The sequence below is a fragment of the Rhodoglobus sp. G.S.4 genome (assembly GCF_056619605.1).
On record NZ_CM152748.1, the window covers coordinates 956,603 to 977,674 of the forward strand.

The window sequence follows — 21,072 nt, forward strand, 5'->3', positions numbered from 1 at the left end:
ATTTACGGTCGGGAACTGCGCCCAGCACACACTGCTGAGCCCCACCCTAGGTGGAAGCTCTGTGATGTGAACTGGCCCAGACTGATACATAAATCAATAGTGTTTCGGCGGCCATAGCGAGAGGGAAACGCCCGGTTACATTCCGAACCCGGAAGCTAAGACTCTCTGCGCCGATGGTACTGCAAGGGGGACCTTGTGGGAGAGTAGGACACCGCCGGACTTCAATTGTAAAATAGCCACACCCTTCGGGGTGTGGCTATTTTGCGTTAACCACCCAACAACAGCGCAACTCCGCCACAGAACAAACCGCGAGTTTGACGCTCACGCCAGCGATTGACCGTCGAAGACACCGCAGGTCCGACATACGCTCGGTTACTTAGGCTTGCAGTTCCGCGTCAATCCATTCACTTCCAGCAGGCTCGAGCGAGTGATGACCCGAGGTGATGCCGGCAACCATGGCAGCCAACGCACCTTCGTCATCGATCGTTGATGCGACAGTCATCACAGCAGAGACTCCATAGTCAGTGCCGAGAACGGCAACGTCATTCTGCCGAAGTTCCGCCTCAATGCGACCCGCATCCGAATGGGGAAGTGTCAAACGAAAAAGCTCGCGCCGCTCACGAAGCACGAGCATTTTCTTCGCCCTAGCGTCGTCGACCGCAAGTGCTATGGCATCCGAATAGGCCCGGATGAGGCCGCCAGTGCCCAACAGAGTTCCGCCGAAATAGCGACTGACTACGGCAACGCAATCGATCAGATTGCGACCGGAGAGCACATCGAGAATTGGGCGGCCAGCCGTTCCGGACGGCTCGCCATCATCGTTCGATCGCCGCACCTGATGAGGAGTTGCGCTCGATCCCAGTATGAAGGCAGAGCAGTGATGGCGTGCATCCCAGTGCTCCTTGCGGGCTGTCTCAATGACTTCGCGGGCCTCAGCCTCAGTAGCAACGCGCACAATGCGGCCAACAAATCGGGAGCGTTTGACCTCGAACTCCGACTGGACTTGAGCGCCGATGCCGCCGCGTAAAGTGAGCTCCTCCATCAGCCCATTGTCGCGCACGTCAGAGCAGCAGCGTGACGTGAGATCGCCGCTGGGCCGCGTAGGCTGGGATCATCATGGAGCTGTTTGCCGCAATCATCCTCTTTGTCAGTGCTGCCTTCAACGTTGTAGCCTGGCCCCAGTTCTTCCGACGCGTAAGCGCTGACTCTCGGGCACGGGATGCGGCCGGCAAGCCGACGGCGTTCTACCGGGTGCACGCGGTGCTGCTCGCTATCGCGTTGCTTATTGCCGCAGCATCCGTTGTGGCGGGAACGCTGCTGTTCATCGGCTAAGGCCCCTCTCAACGGCACTCCTGCGTCGTTGACGGATAGTCGGGTCGTCGCAAAAAAGAAGAATGCGACCAAGAACCTACTTCAGGGGGGTGCTCTCGATGCGCTTGTCAGCATCATCGCCCAGTATAGGGAGTATGAGTTTTGCGCTGCCGCCGCTCCGGCATCCCCGTCGCACCATTGGTAACCGCCCGTTCGATTTTTCCCGGCAGGTTGCGGTGATGGCGATCGTCAATCGAACCCCTGACTCCTTCTACGATTCGGGGGCCAACTTCGCCCTTGAGGATGCCGTCGCTGCGGCCATTCTCGCAGTGAAGCAGGGAGCTGACTGGGTCGACATCGGGGGAGTTCCCTTTGCGCCAGGTGACCCTCTGAGCGTTGAGGACGAAGCAGCGCGTGTTGTTCCTGTAGTGGAAGAGCTGCGGGCGCAATCTGATGTCGTAATCTCCGTCGATACTTTTCACGCAGAGGTTGCGCGTCGCAGCATTGCGGCCGGTGCCAACGTGATCAATGACACCACTGGCCTGAGCGACCCCGACCTCGCCGCCATAGTGGCTGAGAGCGATGCATCCCTCGTGCTTGTGCACTCGCGCGCGCGGCCGCGGACCCAATTCGCGCGACCTCAATACGAGGACGTCGCCAAGGAAGTCCGTGACTTCTTGGCCGAACGGGTGCAGCGCGCCACTGCCGCGGGCATCTCCGAAGAACGACTATTTGTCGACCCAGGACATGACCTGAATAAGAACACCCTGCATAGTCTTGAACTCACACGACACCTCGATGTCATCACCGCACTCGGCCTGCCAACACTCGTGGCGCTTTCTAATAAAGACTTCATCGGCGAAGTGCTCGACAAACCGAAATCTCAGCGCCTCGAAGGTTCACTAGCCGCAGCCGTGGCTTGCGTATTGAACGGTGCGCGAGTGGTTCGGGTGCACGAAGTGGCAGAGAGCGTCGCAGCCATACGCATCGCTGAAGCCATTTTAGGATTGCGCGAGCCTGCGCAGCTGAAACACAACATGTCCGACGCAAATGAGAGGTAGAACCTGATGGAGGCCGCATCCGAAATTCGTGCATTGACTGCTGGCAGCGAACTGAGCGACCAACAGCTACTGGCAAGCTATGCGGTCGCGGATCGTTCGGTGCCGTGGTTACGGGCCAACTTTGTCTCAAGCATTGATGGTGCAGCAACCCACGAGGGAACATCAGGCCCACTCGGGACTGCGACGGACGCGCGAGTCTTCGCACTCTTGAGACGGCTTGCCGATGTCATTGTCGTTGGTGCGGGAACCGTTCGTCAGGAAGGCTACCGAAATTTGGCCTTAGACCATGATGCAGCGGAATGGAGAGTGGCCAACGGCCTCGCTGCCCAACCGCGGTTTGCCATCGTTAGTGCATCCTTGAGGCTTGAGCCCAAGGATCTTGCTGGCTACGCTGTGCGTCCATTCGTGATCACAACGGAGAGCGCGTCACCGCAGGCGCGTGCCGCACTGGAGGAAGTCGCCGATGTAGTCGTTGCCGGCGACACCGAGGTCGATACTGTCGAGTTGAAGCATCTCCTTGCCGATCGCGGCTACCCCCAATTGCATAGTGAGGGCGGGCCAACACTATTTGCGACGATGATCGCTCAAGGCGTGGTCGACGAACTCTGTCTGACTATTAGCCCGCGCATCGAAGGCGGTTCTGCCCGCCGCATTGTGGACGCTGCCGATGCAGCCCCGCAAGAGATGGCACTGGCGCAAGCACTCGGTGGCGATGACGGCGCACTACTACTTCGCTATGTGCGTGCCGCGCGTTAGCACTCCACAACATTGACAGCGAGACCGCCCATGGAAGTCTCTTTGTAGCGAGAACTCATGTCCTTGCCCGTTTCAGCCATCGTAATAATGACCTCATCGAGTGAAACCCGATGCGTGCCGTCGCCCCACAGTGCCATTTTTGCGGCGTTGATTGCCTTGGCCGCCGCAATAGCATTTCGCTCGATGCAGGGGATCTGTACAAGACCACCGATCGGGTCACAGGTCAGACCAAGATTGTGTTCCATCGCGATTTCGGCGGCGTTTTCTACCTGTTCTGGTGTTCCGCCCAAGATCTCGGCTAGTCCCGCCGCGGCCATTGATGATGCGGAACCAACTTCACCCTGACATCCAACTTCAGCACCCGAGATCGATGCCATGCGCTTATAGAGCACCCCAACGGCGGCGCTGGCGAGCAGGAAGCGCACTGTCGCATCATCCTTTGTTGCCTGGTCAGCGTCTCTCATGCCGGGAGCATAGTGAGTGGCATAAAACAGCACCGCGGGGATGATGCCTGCTGCGCCGTTTGTTGGTGCCGTGACGACGCGACCACCAGAAGCGTTTTCTTCGTTGACGGCGAGAGCGACCAAGTTGACCCACTCTTGCCAGAAAGCGGGGTCACGGTCGGGGTCTTCGCGGCGGAGACGAGCGTGCCAGTCGGGTGCCCGTCGACGCACATTCAGAGTGCCGGGAAGGTTGCCGGTGCGCTCAAGGCTATTGTTCTTACACTCATCCATGACGTCACGAATGTGAAGGAGTCCTGCAGCGACTTCGTCGTAACTGCGGCGCGCGAGTTCATTTCGAAGCATCACGCCGCTGAAGCTCAGGCCCTCAGCCCGGCAGTGAGCCAAGAGCTGGGCCGCAGTACGGAAGGGTAGGGGATCAGCAACCGCTGCGGGGCCGGTGGACGAGCTGCCGTCGCGGTTGTCACCCTCCCGGTAGATGAAGCCGCCACCAATGGAGAAGTAGGTCGCTTCAAGGACTGCGATGTCATCTTTGTCGTATGCGGCAAATCGCATACCGTTCGGATGTCCGTCGAGAACTGTGAGCGGGTGGAGTGCGATCGCGCCCTCCGTGAACGGAACTTCGTGTGTCTCCGCAAGCTGCAGGACGCCCGTACTCTCAATTCGTTCGAGAATCTTTTCCATCTCTGCTGGAAGAACCTGGTCGGGTAGTTTGCCCTCCAACCCGATGAGCACAGCGCTCATCGTGCCGTGACCAGCACCGGTAGCGGCGAGAGAACCATAGAGCCGGACCTGGAGCGACGTGACAGCGTCGAGCATCCCGTGTTCGGCAAGGTCGGCAGCGAATGATGCGGCAGCACGCATGGGGCCGACGGTGTGGGAGCTAGATGGGCCAATGCCGACCGTGAACAGGTCGAAGCTGCTGAGGGGCACCTCTTCGAGCGAGGGTGTCGGTACTTCGGTTCGGGGCGTCAGATTGCGAATTGGCACGGTGACTCCATTTCTTCACCACACATCTTCGTGCGGGCGTCGTTGAGTCCTCTCCGCTCTGTATCGGGCCTGAGAGTTTCCGCACGCTTGTGGCGTTACGTTGCCCCGTCGGCGAGTCGGACAGGGCCGACTACTTTTCAGAGTTGCCTAGCCACTGCGGTACTGGTGCCTGAGAGATTCCCGGAGAGGGTTTGCTCCTACGGCGCCAACCAACGATCGGAAGGGCTCTCCCGCAGCGGTATGACGGCTGTTCACTTGTGCCATCAGCATACACTTCGGTCGAGAACGACGACCGGCTATCTGGCGGATGCTGAGGCGCAATTGAGCAAGCAGTCAGGATGCGCAGCGCGAGTGCGTGCCTCTTTTAGTCTTCCGGATCGGTGGGATCGAGCGGTTCATGGTGGTCAGCATTCGTGACTCCTCGACGCCAGTAGCCATCTGCTGAAACCTGCTGTTTGGGCAGACCCAGTTCTCGGCGTAGGTAGCGGCGCAAAGGGACAAGCGTTGTGGCTTCGCCAGCGAGGAAAATGTAGGTCGATTCGCCAATCTCTCCGAGTGCCCGGAGCGCAGCGTCGAGTTGGCCGAGCCCGTCGCGGCGGTAGAACCACTCAGCAGACATGCGTGCTTTCTGTTCGGGGCTGAAATAGCTCTCGACGGTCTCATCGGCAACATCAAACAACGCAGTGACGTGCACCGAAGTGGGAAGCATATCGATCCACCGCGAGCTGGTTGGCAGAGCGGTTTCGTCAGCGATAAGGATTACGTGCGTTGCGCCACGGGGGAGCAACTTTGACCCACGGGGTCCAGCGATCACGAGAGGATCCCCGATGCGGGCGTGGCCGGCCCAAGCGGAAGCGGGACCTTCATCGCCGTGAACAACAAAATCAATATCAAGCTCGTGCTGACCCTCTGAGCTGCGGAAACCGAGAGGCGTGTAATCGCGGGAAATCACGACACCGCCCTGGGGCTTGCTGATGCCAGACTCGGTCATGACGGGAGCGGAAAGCTCTCCAGTCGAGGGGTCAGGAAAGAAGATTTTGACGTGGTCGGCAGGTCCGCTGGCCACGAACCCGTCGAGTTCGTCACCGCTCAGGGTGATGCGAGCGATGGTCGGCGTGGGGTGGCTCACCGCGCTAACAGTGACCCGGCGGATGATTAGGGGGTGCTTGGCGGAATCGCGTTCAATGGTCATAGGCGGTTGGCGCGAGGGCCGGCTCATTTCATCTTAAAATAAGGGTTGCCTAATAACTCTATAGCGAGACTGCTGAGAGTTCTAGGCGATGTCGATAGGTGGTCGCTACCCTGTCGCCGCGGTAACGCTGGTTGTGATTGAAATCTCGCCCTCCAAGGTGCGATGCACCGGACACTTATCGGCAATCACGAGAAGCGCCTGACGTTGCTCGTCGCTGAGATCGCCGTCAAGAGTGAGCTCGCGCGTAATGTGCTCGACGGTTCCCTCGGTGGCCGTGCAATGCTCGCAGGTCGCGGCATCCAGTCGCTCGCGAGTCAAGCGCACGCTCACCCCCGTCAAGGGCATCTTCTTGCGATCGGCGTACATGCGGATGGTGATCGACGTGCAGCTTCCGAGACCGGCAAGAATCAAATCGTAGGGACTCGGTCCGTGGTTTTCGCTGAGCGGTGCAGGCTCGTCAGAGATGAACTCATGCCCCGATGCGAGTACTCGCTGTTCATATCGAGCTGGACCGCTTTCGCGGACAATAACTGAACGACCGTCGGTAGTGACAGCGGCGCTCGGCTCGATGACGGTCATCGGGCCTTCGGCTGAAGTCGGGGTCTCAGCACCGTCGAAGGCATAGCGAGCAGCCCAGGCCGCGATGATGCTTGCAGCGAAGGTCGCATCGTCGCGGTTGCTGAGCAGGTGATCCGCTCCGTCGAGTGCAACAAAGGATTTGGGGTGCCGAGCAGTTTCGAAAATCTCGCGTGCGTTGTCGATGCCCACCGTCTGATCGATGGGGGAGTGAACGACGAGGAGTGCTGCATCCAAATCTCGCAACCTCGCGGACTGCGGCTGAGCGGCAATGTCGTCGAGCAATTGCTTGCGAATGCGAAACTCACGCCCGCCAAGCTGAACCTGGGCTTCGCCGCGACTCTCGATTTCAGCGTTCGCAGCACCGAACAGGTTTGTGATGTGCGAAGGGTCGCTTGGGGCGCCGATCGTCACCACCGCGCGAGTTGAAGGAATGCGATGGGCGGCAGCGAGAACGGCAGCGCCGCCGAGCGAGTGCCCGATCAACAACGATGGCGCGCGGTAGTTGTCTCGCAAAAACTCAGTCGCGGCAACGACATCTTCAATGTTCGACGTGAAGTTTGTGTTGGCAAAGTCACCGTCAGATCCGCCAAGCCCTGTGAAGTCAAAGCGCAGAACTGCGACCCCGTAGTCAACGAGCGCTCGCGAAATACGGGAGGCGGCGAACGAGTCTTTTGAACACGTGAAGCAGTGGGCAAACAGCGCGAATGCTGCTGGTGTGCCCTCAGGAAGTTCCAGTCGGGCAGCGAGCATAGTGTCGTCGGATCCCGGAAATTCGATCTTCATTGTTGCTACCGCCCTGTGTTCGAGGAACTACCAGCGTTTCTCATCCGGCTACTGGTTGCAACACCATCGCGGTCACCAATTGTTCCCTTGACGAATAGAGCGCCTATCGAAGATACAGATCTTCGACAGCCGCTCGCACGCAGTCTTATTTTGCGACTCCAGCGAGAGACCCTGTGATCTGGTTTCCCTCATAGTCATAGGCGATGCAAAGAATCTCGCGATCTCCGTCAGCCCAGCTTCTCTCAGTGGGGTAATACCAGGAGTAGTCGTACATCGAATCCTCGTAATTCACACCGATGAACGACTCGAACTCGACAAGGCAATCGGTTTCCGCTTGAGCGGCGATGACGTCGTCACCGGGGAAATCGCCCTCTGCCAGATACGAAGCCGCGTAAATTTCGCCTTCGTGAGGTTCAGCGCAGTCGATTGTCTTCGTCTGGGAGACTTCGCCCTCAGCGGGAGCACCGGCTTCGCAGTCCCCAACGACGAGGCTGAAAACATCTTGAGTCGTGCCGGGGCCGGGATCTACGGCATCCGAAAATCCATTGGCTACAAGAGTGAGGATGCTGCAACCGCTGAGGGCTACCGTTGCGGTAGCCACTGTTGCGATTACGAACGCCCGGCGCCAGATTTTTTCTGTCGTCATTAGGGTCAGTCGCTTTCGTGAGAATGTAAAAATGCCGAGGATAAGTTAAGCCTAGTCAACTCAGCGTATTCACAGGTACCCCAAACGGGTGAACTATTGGTAAGAACGCAACAGCTCTAGCGTTTCATCGTGCAGCAGTGTGTTAGTCGCCAAAGCGCTCCCATGCCACGGCCCAGCCTCGCCCTCAATCGAGGTGAACTGTCCACCCGCTTCGAGCACAATGGGAATCAGCGCAGCCATGTCATACGGCTGGAGATCGAACTCGCCAACGACATCCAACGCGCCCTCGGCCAGCAGCATATACGCCCACATGTCGCCAATCGCCCGCGAACGCCAGGTAGCCCGAGTTAGAGCGATGACCGCATCGAGTCGACCAACGCCATCCCAGCCGGAAAGGCTGTTGTAGCTAATGGAGGCGGCCTCAAGCGACGCAACTTTGCTCACAAAGATCTGTTCTGGCTCTCCATCGTGTGCCTGAGCAAAAGCACCATGACCGGTTGCGGCCCACCAGCGTTTGCCGAGAGCGGGCGAGCTGACGACTCCGACCTGAGGCACGCCATCAATGACGAGCGAGATCAGGGTGCCCCAGATGGGAACACCGCGGAGAAAGTTTGATGTTCCGTCGATGGGATCGATAATCCATTGACGGCTCGAGTTGCCTGCCTCACCGTACTCTTCGCCGAGAATGGAATCTCCCGGGCGCGCAGCAGCAATACCGGCACGGATGCTTCGCTCGACAGCCTTGTCGGCATCCGTTACCGGTGTGCGGTCAGGCTTGGTGGTGATCTCAAGATCGAGCGCCGTGAAGCGATCGAGCGAGATGAGGTCAGCATCTCCCGCCAGCGCGAGAGCAAGAGAAAGATCGTCAGCGAGAGTGTATTCGGTCACCCCTACACGCTAGTGGAACCCAGCGTCGTGATGAGTCGCTGGAAGGAATCCAATCGCAGTTTTCCGACCTCGCCAAGATCGCCAGCGGCCACCGCTTCGGCGATTGCACAGTCTGGAGCATCCGGAAGATGGGTGCAGCCGCGGGGGCACTCCTCAGCAAGAACCGCTAAATCGGTGAACGACGACAAAATCTTGCCAGGGTCGATATGACCTAAACCGAAGGAACGCACTCCGGGAGTATCGACCACCCAACCAGAGCCAACACGGTAAGAGATCGTTGAAGATGAGGTGTGGCGCCCCCGGCCGGTAACCGCATTCACGTGGCCGACAGCACGATTCGCATCAGGAACCAACGCATTTACCAGCGTGGACTTTCCGACACCCGAGTGACCGACAGCCACCGTGGTGTGGCCATCCAAGATTTGCCGAAGCTCCTCAAGCGGAACCTCATCTGACCGGCTCGCGATTACCCGAAACTCGAGCCCCGCAAAGTTCTCCAAGAACTCAGCCGGATCTTGCAGGTCAGTCTTAGTGATGCACAGGATGGGAGTAATTCCGGCGTCGTAAGCCGCCACCAGATAGCGGTCGACCAGACGCGGTCGCGGCTCAGGGTCGGCGGCGGCAACGACAATGAGCATCTGGTCGGCGTTGGCCACAATGATGCGTTCTACGGCATCCGTGTCATCTGCACTGCGGCGAAGTAGGGTCTTGCGCTCGCGGATGCGAACGATACGCGCCAACGTTCCTTCTGTTCCGCTCGTGTCTCCGACGAGGTCGACCCAGTCGCCGGGGACGACCGAGACTTTGCCTTGCTGATTTCGCCCCAGTTCGCGGGCACGTGCGGCAATGATTTGGCGTTCGTCGTCGGTGCCTTCAGCAACCCAGATTCCGTAGCGTCCGCGGTCGACGCTGAACACGCGACCCTCGATGGCGTCGGCGTGCTCGGGGCGAATTTTGCTTCGCGGCTTGTTCGCTTTGGGATTCGGACGCATGCGAATCGAACTCTCGTCGTATTCGCTGTATTTGCGGTCGTCGTCTTCGTCATCTCCGCTGAGCCAACTCATCGTTACAGCAACCCAAGACTGGTGGTCGTGAGCGGGGCATCGCCAACGAGCGTTGCCCAAAGTGCGGGGAATTGCGGCAGAGTTTTTGCGGTTGCGTCGATACCTTCGACCTCGACACCCTCGACTGCAAGGCCGATGATTGCGCCGGCGGTCGACATACGGTGGTCTTCGTAGCTGTGCCACACTCCGCCATGGAGTGTGCGCGGCTCAATGTGCAGGCCATCATCGAGTTCTGTTACGGCTCCGCCGAGGGCGTTGATTTCAGCGCTGAGCGCTGCGAGGCGATCTGTTTCGTGACCTCGCAGATGACCGATGCCCGTGATCGTGCTCGGCGATGACGCGAGCGCAGCCAACGCGACGATTGCGGGTGCGAGCTCACCACCGGTGCTCAAGTCGAGGTCGATTCCTGGATAGCTGACGCCGCCGATGATGCCAGCGCCGCCGTCGATCGTGAGTGCACCATCGGAGCGCGTTGCCGTAGCGCCGAAGAGCGTTAGTAGGTGCTCGAGGTCTGCACCGACCTGTGTCGTGGATGCTGGCCAGCCCTCTATCGTGACTGTTCCGCCCGCGACTACGGCAGCAGCTAAGAAAGGAGCAGCATTTGAAAGATCGGGTTCGAGCGCGACATCGATTGCCCGAATCGGAGCGGCCGGGACAATCCACACCCCGGGTTCTGGGCTGTCAACGATCACACCGCGCGCCGCTAGGCAGGCGATAGTCATCTCGATGTGAGGCATGCTTGGTAGTTTTTCGCCCGTGTGACGCAGCGTGAGGCCGTTATCGAAACGCGCAGCCGCGAGAAGCAGACCGGAAACGAACTGGCTAGAGGCTGACGCATCGATGCTAATTTCGCCGCCAGCGACCGACCCCATGCCGTAGAGGCTGAAGGGAAGAGTTCCTCGTCCATCGGAGGACACATCAACGCCAAGCGCGCGCAGCGAGTCGATTGTGGTGCGCATGGGTCGCCGGCGCGCCGCCTCATCCCCGTCAAAGGCGATGGGCCCGAGAGCAAGTGCTGCTACTGGAGGCAAGAAACGCATAACGGTACCAGCGAGGCCACAATCGATCGAGCTTCCACCTTGGAGCTCGCCTGGGGTAATGGCAAGATCCGGACCAAAGACGTTGCCCGTGGGGATTTCGGTGATTCCGACGCCGAGAGCGCGTAACGCCTCAATCATGAGCGCGCTGTCACGAGAGTGAAGCGGTGAATGCAGCACCGACGGGCCATCTGCCAAAGCTGCCAGAACAAGCTCACGGTTCGTCAGGCTCTTGCTGCCAGGGAGGCTCAACGATTCTGCCAAGGCGTGAGTAACCGTCGGTGCTGGCCAATTGCCGGGCACCGTCGTCTCAGGAACCGAGTCGTCGTCGTAGGGGCTGAACTCTGGGTTGGAATACTTGGATACGAACATTAGTTACTAAGAGTATCGACGTTTTACCCACTACGGAGGAGGCACCAGCATGACTGCATTACTGAGCACTCAGCAGGATGCCGTGATCAGCGAACTAGAATTGTCGCTGATGACTACCGACGAAGTTGAGCAGAGCGATACCGACACCGCAGCGGCGGACAAACGACGGCAATTCGAAGAACAAGCGCTGCCGTATATGGACCAGCTCTTTGGCGCCGCGATGCGCATGACCCGTAACCCCAGCGACGCTGCCGACCTTGTGCAAGAGACGTTTGTTAAAGCGTTTCAGGCATTCGGGCAGTTTCAGCAGGGCACGAACCTGAAGGCTTGGCTGTACCGCATCCAAACCAACACGTTCATCAATATTTACCGCAAGAACCAACGCAGCCCTTACCAAGGCACCATTGATGAGCTGGAAGATTGGCAACTGGGTGGCGCAGAATCGATAACCCAGTCAGTCTCCACGCGTTCTGCTGAGGCGGAAGCTATCGATCACTTGCCCGATAGCGCCGTGAAGGATGCTCTTCAGTCGATCCCCGAAGATTTCCGACTCGCTGTCTACTTTGCCGACGTTGAAGGCTTCTCTTATCAAGAGATCGCCGACATCATGAAAACCCCCGTAGGGACCGTAATGAGCCGACTGCACCGTGGCCGTCGCATGCTGCGTGAACTACTGGCCGACTATGCGCGTGACCGCACCCCCGGCACGCCCGCATCATCTAGGAGCACGAAATGACCGACTGTGGTTGCGAGAAAGCGAAAGCGGAGCTCGAGGAATACCTCGACCGCGAATTGAACGAAGCCGATTTCCAAGATGTTTCTGATCATCTGGATAACTGCGAATCATGCTCGAGTGAACATCTCGTTGCTCTCGCACTGAAGTTGAAAGTCAAGCAGGCATGCCGCGAGAAGGCTCCAGAAGATCTGCGTAACGCGATCCTGTCGAAGCTGGCAGACGCCTAAATCGCTCTATCGTTTACGTCACTTGTAGCGATCTATAAGTGAGTACTCGTGAAGTAACGCTTTAACAGCGAAAGCGGGCATCCTCCGAAGAAGGCGCCCGCTTTCGCTGTTAAGGCGTAACCGCGACCCTAAGGCTGCGTAATCGCGTGATCGATCAGTTCTGCTTGCTCAAGCGCGCTGCGCTTCGACGATCCGGTTGCCGGCGAGGCGGCAGCTGGACGTGACGCAAGCTTGATTTCGCCTGATTTGAGGTGACGAGCCAGTTCCAAACTAATGAACGGCCAAGCACCCTGGTTTTCGGGCTCATCTTGAGTCCACACGATGTCAGCGTTCGGGTACTTCGCGAGTACCTCTGTCATGTCAGTAACGGGCAGCGGGTAGAACTGCTCCATGCGCACTACCGCGATGTGCTTGATCTCGCGCTTGTCGAGCTCGGCAACGATGTCGTAGTACGTCTTTCCTGAAGTCACGATGACGCGTGTGACGCCCGACTTGTCTTCGAGACGGACATCATCGATAACGGGTTCGAAGCGACCACTCGTGAAGTCAGCAACATCGCTCGTTGCACCGCGCAGACGAAGCATCGCCTTCGGGGTGAACACGATTAGCGGGCGGCGTGGACGCGAATAGGCCTGACGACGTAGCAAGTGGAAGTACGACGCAGGTGTTGACGGGCGAGCCACGATCATGTTGTTCTCGGCGCACATCTGCAAGTAGCGTTCGATGCGGGCAGACGAATGATCTGGCCCCTGGCCCTCATAACCGTGCGGAAGCAGCATGACAACGCTCGAGCGCTGCGCCCACTTCTGTTCGGCGCTGGAGATGAACTCGTCAATCACGATCTGGGCGCCGTTAGCGAAGTCACCGAACTGGGCTTCCCACATGACGAGAGCGTCCGCACGCTCCACTGAGTAGCCATATTCGAAGCCCAAAGCGGCGTATTCGCTGAGCAGGGAGTCGTAGATCCAGAAACGCGACTGGTTTTCGGAGAGGTTCTGCAGAGGAAGCCACTCTTGACCATTCTGGCGGTCATGGAGAACGGCGTGACGCTGTACAAACGTGCCGCGGCGAGCATCCTGACCGGCCATGCGGACCGGAGTGCCTTCCAGCAGCACTGAACCAATCGCCAACAACTCGGCGAATGCCCAGTCGATAGCACCCTTGCGGCTCATATCGACGCGCTTGCGCAGCAAAGCCTGCAGCTTGGTGTGAACCGTGAAGTTCGCCGGTGGGTTGCCGTGCGCGTCACCGATGAGCTGAACGATGCTTTCGTCGATACCGGTGGTGATGGGTTCACCAACAGCATCATCGCGCTGCGAGCCTGGACGCTCTAGATCAGACGTTGCATTTCCATCCTGAGTAAGGATCGGCATGGAACCGGTCTGTGCCGCGTGAGTCTCCGCAAATGCGCGCTCAAGACGATCTTGGAAGTCCTGGTGGCTGGCTTCGTATTCTTCCTGCGTGATATCGCCTCGACCGACGAGACCCTCGGTATAGAGAGTACGAACGGAACGCTTGGCCTCGATCAGGTTGTACATCAGCGGCTGCGTCATCGAGGGGTCATCGCCCTCGTTGTGGCCACGGCGGCGGTAGCAAATCAGGTCAATGACAACGTCGCGGTGGAACTTCTGACGGTACGCAAAAGCCAGCTCAGAAACGCGAACCACAGCTTCGGGGTCGTCGCCGTTCACGTGGAAGATCGGTGCCTGAACCGTCTTAGCGACATCGCTGGAATACTGCGAAGTGCGTGCCTCGCCGGGAGGGGTAGTGAAGCCAACCTGATTGTTGATGTTCACGTGGATGGTTCCGCCGGTGCGGTACGCACGCAATTGAGACATCTGCAGAATCTCAACGACAATGCCCTGACCAGCCATAGCAGCATCACCGTGAACCATCACAGGAAGAACAGCGTAGGACCCAATCGGGCGGCGATCCTGCTTTGCCCGAACGATGCCCTCAAGAACGCCATCGACGGCCTCAAGGTGTGAAGGGTTAGCCGCAAGGTAGACAGGGATCTGTCGGCCATCGGCAGCAGTGAAAGTTCCCTCGGTGCCGAGGTGATACTTCACATCGCCAGAACCCTGAACGGTGCGCGGGTCTTGAGTGCCCTCGAATTCGCGGAAGATCTGACCGTAAGTCTTGCCAGCGATGTTCGTGAGAACGCTGAGGCGACCACGGTGCGCCATGCCGATGGCGACCTCTTCAAGGTTTGCTTCTGCTGCCTTCTGAATGACGGCATCCAGCAGGGCGATTGTTGACTCTCCACCCTCAAGGCTGAAGCGCTTCTGGCCGACATACTTGGTCTGAAGGAACGTCTCGAATGCTTCGGCTTCATTGAGCTTGCCGAGGATGCGCATCTGCTCGTCGTGGCCAGGCTTGGTGTACGGCTTCTCGACGTGATCCTGAATCCAGCGACGCTGCTCAGGGTCTTGAATGTGCATGTACTCGATACCGACAGTGCGACAGTATGCGTCGCGCAGCATTCCGAGAATCTCGCGCAGCAGAGCCTGACGCTTGCCGCCGAATCCACCCGTGACGAATTCACGATCAAGATCCCAGAACGTCAGGCCGTGACTCGAAATATCGAGGTCGGGGTGGGAACGCTGGCGGTACTCGAGCGGATCGGTATCTGCCATGAGGTGGCCACGAACCCGGAACGAGTTGATGAGTTCTTGAACGCGCGACGTCTTATTGACGTTGTCCGCGAGGTCGACACTGATGTCATTTGCCCAGTGAATGGGGTCGTAGGGGATGCGTAGCGCGGCAAAAATGTCTTCATAGAAGTGATTTTCGCCAATGAGGCGCTCGTGAATCTTCTTAAGGAACTCACCAGAACCGGCGCCCTGGATGACGCGGTGGTCATACGTGCTCGTCAGCGTTACGGTCTTGCCGATACCCAACTCGGTGAGCGTACGAAGGCTTGCGCCTTGGAACTCCGCCGGGTATTCCAGCGCGCCAGCGCCGACGATTGTTCCCGAACCGCGCATGAGGCGAGGAACAGAATGTTCAGTACCGATGCCTCCGGGGTTCGTCAACGAAATCGTGTTGCCCATGTAGTCGGCACCGGTGAGCTTGTTGGCTCTGGCACGCGAAACGACATCTTCATATGCAACAAGGAATTCACCGAATCCCATTGTCTCGGCCTGTTTGATGCCGGGAACAACGAGCGCGCGAGTGCCATCGGGCTTGGGCATATCGATAGCGATACCCAAGTTGATGTGAGCCGGGGTTACAACCGAAGGCTTGCCCTCTGGCTCGTCGTAGTAGACGTTCTGGCTGGGGAACTCTTTGAGAGTCTGGATGATCGCCCACGCAATGAGGTGCGTAAACGACACCTTTCCACCGCGAGCACGCTTGAGGTGGTTGTTGATGACAATGCGATTGTCGATCATGAGCTTGGCCGGGATCGTACGAACGCTTGTTGCGGTCGGGACAGTGAGGCTTGAGTCCATGTTCGACGCGAGTGCCTTTGCGGCACCGCGCAGAGGCGCAACAACATTCTCGGCTTGTGGCTTCGGGGCAGCAGGTGTCTGGGTCGTATCGACCGGCGTTGTGGTCGGCGCTTCGGCCGGAATCGGCTGAGGCTTCGGTTCTACAGACGTCGTGCGTGCGACGGGCTGGCTGCCGGTGCTCGGATTGGCTTCGTCGACGAACGGCTTCTCGTCGGCAGGAGCTTGCGCAGCAGCCTTCGGCTCGGGGGCCTCTGGCTCCTCGGTTGTTAAGGGCTCTGCTGCCTTCGCTGCCTGAGGCGACTCTGCCTGTGCAGCGGCTGGAGTGTCTACGGTCGCGGTGGAAGAGTCCTCTGTCGGCGTGGGGTCTACCGCTGGTTGATAGTTCGCGAGGAACGGCCACCACGCTTCATCCACAAGATTCTTGTCTTCGAGGTACTTTTCGTACATCTCGTCGACCAACCATTCGTTGGCCCCGAACTCGCCCGAGGAGTCACCTTCTGGTGCGATTCCGGTTACTTGGCCTGACACGTCAAACCGCCTACTTTCAGTTCTGGTGTGTGAAAAAGTGGCGCACATTCCGTACGCCGGACATCCCGATCAATCTTAATCGCTTTGTTGTGTGTCCGCTGGCCGCGAGACGCACAGATCGTGCTTTTTTGACGCAATTTTCACGAATGTTCCCATTCCGCGGCGATTACGCTAGTAACTATGGATTTCTATGAAACAACCCCACGGCACGACCTGACTTATTCAGACGTGTTTCTGGTTCCCAGCCACTCTTCGGTTGGTAGCCGAATGGCTGTTTCCCTTGCCCCGGGAGATGGAACCTCGGCGACTATTCCGCTCGTTGCCTCCAACATGAACTCTGTCACGGGCCCACGCCTTGCGGCTAGCATTGCGCGGCGCGGTGGCCTTGGCGTTTTGCCCCAAGATCTCAGTGGCGAAGATATGGATGCCGCAATCGCGTGGGTGCGTTCGCAACCGATCGACCTTGATTCGGCTGTCTATTTCAGCCCGAGTGATTCGGTAGAGCAGGCATTGCTACAGGTTCCCCCGCTCGCCGGGCACGGAGTGGTGCTGATCGAGAATGGTGCGCTCGCAGGCGTCATCGATGCTGAACGCCTCGGCGAGGCCATGCCTGCGGCAGCCCTTGGCGATCTGGCGCGGCACGACACCAAAGCCATCGACCGCTCAGAATTTTCGAGTGCGCGTGAGCTCTTCGACTTGCTCATCGAGCGGGATCTTGACTTCGTTCCTGTCACCGACGGCGACACGGTAGTTGGCGCTACTAGCGTCAAGAGTGCTCTCCGTTCGACGCTGTACACACCGGCACTGGACAGCGAGGGAAAACTCGCGGTTGCTGCTGCGCTCGGAATCAATGGTGATGTTGCGACTCGTGCTCGCGCCCTCGTCGACGCCGGAGTGAGCACCCTCGTGCTCGATACGGCCCACGGCCACCAAGATGGCATGGTCCGAGCAGTAGAGAAAGTCGCCGCCCTCAATCTTGGGGTCGCCATTGCGGCCGGAAACGTCGTGACTGCTGCCGCGGTTCGCGACCTTGTACACGCTGGTGCAACGATTATTAAGGTCGGTGTTGGCCCCGGCGCGATGTGCACGACTCGCATGATGACCGCGGTTGGCCGTCCACAGTTCTCAGCAGTACTGGAGACAGCGGCAGCCGCGCGTGAACTCGGAGCCCACGTGTGGGCCGATGGGGGAGTTCGCTACCCGCGAGACGTCGCTTTGGCACTCGCTGCTGGTGCGGCATCCGTCATGGTTGGTTCGTGGTTTGCTGGCACGATCGAAGCCCCGGGGGAGTTGCGCCACGATGATGCTGGTGCGCTCTATAAGACCAGTTGGGGAATGGCATCGACGAAGGCTGTCCGTGCTCGTTTCGGTGGTCTCGATCCCTATGAGCTAGCACGCAAGGAACTGTTCGCTGAAGGAATTTCGGGGTCAAAAATTTACCTCGATCCGTCGCGGCCATCTCTTGATGATCTGGTCGACATGATTACCTCGGGCGTTCGCAGTTCGTTCACCTATGCGGGAGCATCACAACTCAGTGAGTTCCGCGATCGGGCTCTGGTGGGAATCCAGTCGGCAGCAGGCTATGAAGAAGGCAAAGCGTTGCCCGTGAGTTGGTAACTCAGCAGCGGTTTCGCAGGAATTTGGCCTATACTCAAGCCCATAATGGACGACCCTCCCTCTAGTTGTCGCCGGGGCCGAAATCCCGCGCGATCATCACCTGTCTCTCGCCCTTTCTCTCACTCCCGCTGTGGGGTGACTACTCATGAATGAGTGGCTGCTCCTTGCCGCTGGCATCGTTCTCACGATAGGCACCGGACTCTTTGTCGCCTCAGAGTTCGCACTCGTTAATCTCGATCGCTCCGAGCTGGAAGCTCGGCAGGAGCGTGGCGAGAAGCGACTCGCCCCTGTAATCTCCGCGTTGAAGCACACGTCGACGCATCTCTCTAGCGCGCAATTGGGCATCACTCTGACAACCCTGCTCGCGGGTTATACGCTCGAGCCAGCGTTCAGCACCTGGTTGTCGGTTCCGTTCGGTGCAGTGCTGCCAGAGGCTGCGGTAACGATTGTCGCGTCCATCGTGGCGATCACATTCGCGACATTGCTTTCCATGATCATTGGCGAGCTCGTTCCCAAGAACTTTGCGCTCGCTCTTCCGAAGGCCACAGCGAAGGCTGTTGTGCCATTTCAAGTGGTGTTCACCGCTGTCTTTCGTCCCGCGGTCACTCTCCTGAACAACACGGCAAACGGTATTCTTCGCAGCATTGGTATCGAGCCGAAAGAGGAACTCTCTGGTGCCCGTACCGCGGAGGAGCTCACGTCACTTGTGCGGAGATCGGCCAGCCAGGGAAGCCTCGACAACGACACCGCAACACTATTGGCACGCACTCTCGCGTTCGCCGATCACACGGCACAGGATGTGATGACTCCTCGCCCGCGCGTTGACAGTATCGATCGCACCGATAGTGCTCAAGATGTCATCGATCTTGCTAAGCGCACCGGCTTCTCGCGCTTTCCTGTAATTGACGACAGCATCGACGACGTTGTTGGCTTTGTGCACGTGAAGCAGGCGGTAGCGGTTCCCCACAAGAAACGCGCCGACGTTCCTGTTTCAGCGCTGCAGACTGAAGCGCTCCTTGTTCCCGAGACGATGCGGTTGGATGCCCTCCTTGCCGAATTGCGTGGCCGTGGATACCAAATGGCAGTTGTCGTTGATGAATACGGCGGAACCGCGGGTGTCGCAACGCTAGAAGACCTCGTCGAAGAGCTTGTCGGTGAGGTGTCTGACGAACATGACCGGTCGAAGGCCGATGTTGTGCGATCTCGAGACTGGTTTACCTTTCCCGCCATCTTGCGCCCTGATGAACTCTTAGAGCGCACAGGAGTCGAGGTGCCAGAAGAGGGCCCGTACGAGACTGTTGCTGGTTGGCTCATGAGTGAACTCGGTCGCGTTCCGCGCACGGGCGACACGATTACTGCCGCTGGTGGGGTGTTCCGCATCGAACGATTGGAAGGCCGAAGAATCGACCGCGTGAGGTTTACCCCCGATCCGATTGTCAGCGCTAGTGACACGGAGGTGACCAACTGATGGACGTCTGGGGAATTGTCTGGCTTGGCGTGCTTTTGCTCGTTAACGCGTTCTTCGTTGGGGCTGAGTTTGCCGTCATTTCGGCACGTCGATCTCAGATTGAACCGCTGGCTCACTCTGGCTCTCGTTCGGCAAAGACTGCGCTGTGGGCGATGGAACATGCCACGCTCATGTTGGCGGCGTGCCAACTCGGAATTACGATCGCGTCTCTGCTCATCTTGAACGTGTCAGAACCGGCGATTCACCACCTCTTGGAGATCCCGCTTGCACTGACCGGATTGAGCGAAGAGCTCATCGGCACTATTGCGTTCATTCTCGCGCTCATTATCGTGTCGTTCTTGCACGTTGTTTTGGGTGAGATGGTTCCGAAGAACTTGTCGTTCTCTGTTCCCGACCGAGCTGTTCTCTTGCTCGCACCCCCGTTGGTGTTTATCGCAACGGTGTTCCGCCCGATCATCGTTACCTTGAACGCAGCGGCAAACGGCATCCTTCGAATGTTCGGAGTGACGCCGAAGAGTGAAGCGAACAGTGTGTTCACCCTCGATGAGGTGGCCACGATCGTTGCGCAGTCCACTCGTGAAGGAGTGCTTCACGATGCTGGTGGGACCCTGACTGGAGCGTTCGAATTCACCTCGAAGAAGGTGCAGGACGTCGCGATCCCGATGTCTGGTCTTGTGACCTTGCCTGAGGATGCCGCACCAGCCGATCTCGAGAAAGCTGTTGCTCAGCGCGGGTTCTCGCGCTACATCCTGCTGAATGATGCTGGCGAGCCGACAGGCTACCTGCATTTGAAAGACGTGATCGATCTTGACGAGAGCGAGTTCAGCGAGCCGGTTCCGCCTAAGCGGATTCGCCAGTTGATTTCGATGTACCAAGAGACCGACATTGAAGATGCGCTAGCGACAATGCGTCGCTCGGGAGTTCACGTTGCCCGCAGCTTTGATGCCTCCGGTGAGACCACGGGAGTGCTGTTTCTTGAGGACATCATCGAAGTGCTTGTCGGTGAGGTGCAAGACGCGACCCGGCGACGCTAAGAGCCCAGTCAACTATCGTTAACGACCATGGGACGAAACGCGACGTGGGGTGCGAAGGAAGCAGCACGTCACATTGCTGTGCCCAAGCTCAGCGACGATAAATACACTCGCGGAGTTCTCGGTGTGATCACTGGCTCTGCTCAGTATCCCGGCGCAGCAGTGCTGGGTGTTGATGCGGCGCTGCATACTGGCGTCGGCATGGTTCGCTATGTCGGGCCAGAGCGTGCGCAAGATCTCATCTTGCAACGCCGGCCTGAAGCTGTGATGGCAGACGGGCGTGTTCAAGCATGGCTCATTGGTTCAGGCATGGACTTCGCGAATCGCGAAGCAGCTGCAGATGAGCGCATCACGCACGCACTCACCCAGAACGTCCCTTTTGTGCTCGATGGCGGTGCGTTAGACGTCGTACACCGCGTATCTAGCCCCGTCGTGATAACCCCGCACTATCGCGAACTCGGAAGGTTGCTGGATGAGCGTGCCGACGCTGTCGCCGCTGATCCTCAGAAGTGGGCTATTGAGGCAGCCCAGCGACTCGGAGTGACTGTGCTCCTCAAAGGTCACACCACCTACGTGAGCGATGGAACCACCACTGTCGCGATTGAGGCAGCGCCAGCGTGGTTGGCAACCGCGGGCGCGGGAGACGCGCTCGGCGGCATCCTCGGTTCGCTGGTGGCAACCCACAGTGGGCGGGTGCTTGATGACCCCAGCCTGCTCGTCGGTCTCGCAGCAACAGCCTCGTACGTTCATGGCAGGGCCGCGCAGCGAGCCAGCGCTGGCGGACCACTGACGATTCTTGACCTCTGTCGAGCCGTGCCCGCCGTGATTGCGGAACTTGCCGCTGGCGACCTTTCCGTCGCCGCTTCCGAGTGA

18 protein-coding genes, 1 rRNA gene and 1 riboswitch are annotated in these 21,072 nt (G+C 58.7%); of the genes, 10 read left to right on the plus strand and 9 right to left on the minus strand.

What is annotated here, in order from left to right; all coding sequences use genetic code 11:
• Nucleotides 1-103: 103 nt before the first annotated feature.
• Nucleotides 104-220 (plus strand): 5S ribosomal RNA (rrf, locus tag AC061P_RS04645).
• 156 nt (nucleotides 221-376) lie between these two features.
• On the opposite strand, the gene AC061P_RS04650 is transcribed toward rrf, so the two are convergent.
• On the minus strand, nucleotides 377-1,042 hold the full coding sequence (locus AC061P_RS04650) for an IMPACT family protein (RefSeq protein ID WP_449648790.1): 666 nt from the start codon (nucleotides 1,040-1,042) through the stop codon (nucleotides 377-379).
• Nucleotides 1,043-1,116: 74 nt separating this feature from the next.
• On the opposite strand from AC061P_RS04650, the gene AC061P_RS04655 reads away from it, so the two are divergent.
• The 3 genes from AC061P_RS04655 (at nucleotide 1,117) to AC061P_RS04665 (ending at nucleotide 3,128) form a co-directional block, all read left to right on the plus strand.
• Nucleotides 1,117-1,332: an SCO4848 family membrane protein gene (locus AC061P_RS04655; protein WP_449648791.1), complete on the plus strand. Its 216-nt coding sequence runs from the start codon at nucleotides 1,117-1,119 to the stop codon at nucleotides 1,330-1,332.
• A 134-nt stretch (nucleotides 1,333-1,466) separates the two neighbouring features.
• Nucleotides 1,467-2,372, plus strand: coding sequence for a dihydropteroate synthase (folP, locus tag AC061P_RS04660; protein ID WP_449648792.1), 906 nt, complete (start codon nucleotides 1,467-1,469; stop codon nucleotides 2,370-2,372).
• A gap of 6 nt (nucleotides 2,373-2,378) precedes the next feature.
• The gene (locus AC061P_RS04665; RefSeq protein ID WP_449648793.1) at nucleotides 2,379-3,128 is read left to right on the plus strand and encodes a pyrimidine reductase family protein; all 750 of its coding nucleotides are present in this window, start codon (nucleotides 2,379-2,381) and stop codon (nucleotides 3,126-3,128) included.
• Here AC061P_RS04665 and AC061P_RS04670 read toward each other — a convergent pair.
• From AC061P_RS04670 to aroA, 7 genes are all read right to left on the minus strand, one after another.
• Entirely contained in the window at nucleotides 3,125-4,579 is a 1,455-nt protein-coding gene (locus AC061P_RS04670) for an L-serine ammonia-lyase (RefSeq protein ID WP_480391954.1), read from the minus strand. The genes AC061P_RS04665 and AC061P_RS04670 overlap by 4 nt on opposite strands.
• A 147-nt stretch (nucleotides 4,580-4,726) precedes the next feature.
• A riboswitch (glycine riboswitch) is annotated at nucleotides 4,727-4,822 on the minus strand.
• A gap of 121 nt (nucleotides 4,823-4,943) precedes the next feature.
• Entirely contained in the window at nucleotides 4,944-5,771 is an 828-nt protein-coding gene (locus AC061P_RS04675; protein WP_449648795.1) for a siderophore-interacting protein, read from the minus strand.
• A gap of 105 nt (nucleotides 5,772-5,876) precedes the next feature.
• Nucleotides 5,877-7,133 (minus strand): bifunctional alpha/beta hydrolase/OsmC family protein, encoded by a 1,257-nt coding sequence (locus AC061P_RS04680; protein WP_449648796.1) that lies wholly within the window; start codon nucleotides 7,131-7,133, stop codon nucleotides 5,877-5,879.
• A gap of 145 nt (nucleotides 7,134-7,278) precedes the next feature.
• Nucleotides 7,279-7,779, minus strand: coding sequence for a septum formation family protein (locus AC061P_RS04685; protein ID WP_480391955.1), 501 nt, complete (start codon nucleotides 7,777-7,779; stop codon nucleotides 7,279-7,281).
• A gap of 93 nt (nucleotides 7,780-7,872) precedes the next feature.
• A complete protein-coding gene (locus tag AC061P_RS04690) occupies nucleotides 7,873-8,667 on the minus strand; it encodes an inositol monophosphatase family protein (RefSeq protein ID WP_449648798.1) in 795 nt (264 codons plus the stop codon).
• 2 nt (nucleotides 8,668-8,669) lie between these two features.
• Nucleotides 8,670-9,731 (minus strand): ribosome small subunit-dependent GTPase A, encoded by a 1,062-nt coding sequence (rsgA, locus tag AC061P_RS04695; protein ID WP_480391956.1) that lies wholly within the window; start codon nucleotides 9,729-9,731, stop codon nucleotides 8,670-8,672.
• A gap of 2 nt (nucleotides 9,732-9,733) precedes the next feature.
• Nucleotides 9,734-11,140 (minus strand): 3-phosphoshikimate 1-carboxyvinyltransferase, encoded by a 1,407-nt coding sequence (gene aroA, locus AC061P_RS04700; protein ID WP_480391957.1) that lies wholly within the window; start codon nucleotides 11,138-11,140, stop codon nucleotides 9,734-9,736.
• A 109-nt stretch (nucleotides 11,141-11,249) separates the two neighbouring features.
• Between aroA and AC061P_RS04705 the strand changes: the two genes are divergently transcribed.
• Together AC061P_RS04705 and AC061P_RS04710 are read left to right on the plus strand one after the other, a co-directional pair.
• The gene (locus tag AC061P_RS04705; protein WP_449649005.1) at nucleotides 11,250-11,876 is read left to right on the plus strand and encodes a sigma-70 family RNA polymerase sigma factor; all 627 of its coding nucleotides are present in this window, start codon (nucleotides 11,250-11,252) and stop codon (nucleotides 11,874-11,876) included.
• Nucleotides 11,873-12,103 (plus strand): zf-HC2 domain-containing protein, encoded by a 231-nt coding sequence (locus AC061P_RS04710; RefSeq protein WP_339621957.1) that lies wholly within the window; start codon nucleotides 11,873-11,875, stop codon nucleotides 12,101-12,103. Before AC061P_RS04705 ends, AC061P_RS04710 begins: the two co-directional genes overlap by 4 nt.
• Before the next feature lie 128 nt (nucleotides 12,104-12,231).
• Here the strand turns inward: AC061P_RS04710 and AC061P_RS04715 are convergent, their stop codons facing one another.
• Nucleotides 12,232-16,083 carry a multifunctional oxoglutarate decarboxylase/oxoglutarate dehydrogenase thiamine pyrophosphate-binding subunit/dihydrolipoyllysine-residue succinyltransferase subunit gene (locus AC061P_RS04715; protein WP_449648801.1) on the minus strand — a complete coding sequence of 1,284 codons (3,852 nt, stop codon included), beginning with the start codon at nucleotides 16,081-16,083 and terminating at the stop codon, nucleotides 12,232-12,234.
• 180 nt (nucleotides 16,084-16,263) lie between these two features.
• Here AC061P_RS04715 and guaB1 point away from each other — a divergent pair, with 180 nt between their 5' ends.
• The 4 genes from guaB1 (at nucleotide 16,264) to AC061P_RS04735 (ending at nucleotide 21,072) form a co-directional block, all read left to right on the plus strand.
• A complete protein-coding gene (gene guaB1, locus AC061P_RS04720) occupies nucleotides 16,264-17,700 on the plus strand; it encodes a GMP reductase (RefSeq protein WP_480391958.1) in 1,437 nt (478 codons plus the stop codon).
• Between the two features lie 145 nt (nucleotides 17,701-17,845).
• Entirely contained in the window at nucleotides 17,846-19,168 is a 1,323-nt protein-coding gene (locus tag AC061P_RS04725; protein WP_480391959.1) for a hemolysin family protein, read from the plus strand.
• The gene (locus AC061P_RS04730; protein ID WP_480391960.1) at nucleotides 19,168-20,202 is read left to right on the plus strand and encodes a hemolysin family protein; all 1,035 of its coding nucleotides are present in this window, start codon (nucleotides 19,168-19,170) and stop codon (nucleotides 20,200-20,202) included. The genes AC061P_RS04725 and AC061P_RS04730 overlap by 1 nt, the downstream gene beginning before the upstream one ends.
• Nucleotides 20,203-20,229: 27 nt before the next feature.
• Complete coding sequence (locus AC061P_RS04735; protein WP_480391961.1) at nucleotides 20,230-21,072, plus strand: ADP-dependent NAD(P)H-hydrate dehydratase; 843 nt, start codon at nucleotides 20,230-20,232, stop codon at nucleotides 21,070-21,072.

Coding starts and splice junctions, on each gene's coding strand:
- AC061P_RS04650 (WP_449648790.1), bottom strand. CDS start 1,042: ATGGAGGAGCTCACTTTACGCGGCGGCATCGGCGCTCAAGTCCAGTCG.
- aroA (WP_480391957.1), bottom strand. CDS start 11,140: ATGTTCGTATCCAAGTATTCCAACCCAGAGTTCAGCCCCTACGACGAC.
- AC061P_RS04730 (WP_480391960.1), top strand. CDS start 19,168: ATGGACGTCTGGGGAATTGTCTGGCTTGGCGTGCTTTTGCTCGTTAAC.
- AC061P_RS04735 (WP_480391961.1), top strand. CDS start 20,230: ATGGGACGAAACGCGACGTGGGGTGCGAAGGAAGCAGCACGTCACATT.
- AC061P_RS04685 (WP_480391955.1), bottom strand. CDS start 7,779: ATGACGACAGAAAAAATCTGGCGCCGGGCGTTCGTAATCGCAACAGTG.
- folP (WP_449648792.1), top strand. CDS start 1,467: ATGAGTTTTGCGCTGCCGCCGCTCCGGCATCCCCGTCGCACCATTGGT.
- AC061P_RS04655 (WP_449648791.1), top strand. CDS start 1,117: ATGGAGCTGTTTGCCGCAATCATCCTCTTTGTCAGTGCTGCCTTCAAC.
- guaB1 (WP_480391958.1), top strand. CDS start 16,264: ATGGATTTCTATGAAACAACCCCACGGCACGACCTGACTTATTCAGAC.
- AC061P_RS04675 (WP_449648795.1), bottom strand. CDS start 5,771: ATGACCATTGAACGCGATTCCGCCAAGCACCCCCTAATCATCCGCCGG.
- AC061P_RS04705 (WP_449649005.1), top strand. CDS start 11,250: ATGACTACCGACGAAGTTGAGCAGAGCGATACCGACACCGCAGCGGCG.
- AC061P_RS04665 (WP_449648793.1), top strand. CDS start 2,379: ATGGAGGCCGCATCCGAAATTCGTGCATTGACTGCTGGCAGCGAACTG.
- AC061P_RS04680 (WP_449648796.1), bottom strand. CDS start 7,133: ATGAAGATCGAATTTCCGGGATCCGACGACACTATGCTCGCTGCCCGA.
- AC061P_RS04725 (WP_480391959.1), top strand. CDS start 17,846: ATGAATGAGTGGCTGCTCCTTGCCGCTGGCATCGTTCTCACGATAGGC.
- rsgA (WP_480391956.1), bottom strand. CDS start 9,731: ATGAGTTGGCTCAGCGGAGATGACGAAGACGACGACCGCAAATACAGC.
- AC061P_RS04710 (WP_339621957.1), top strand. CDS start 11,873: ATGACCGACTGTGGTTGCGAGAAAGCGAAAGCGGAGCTCGAGGAATAC.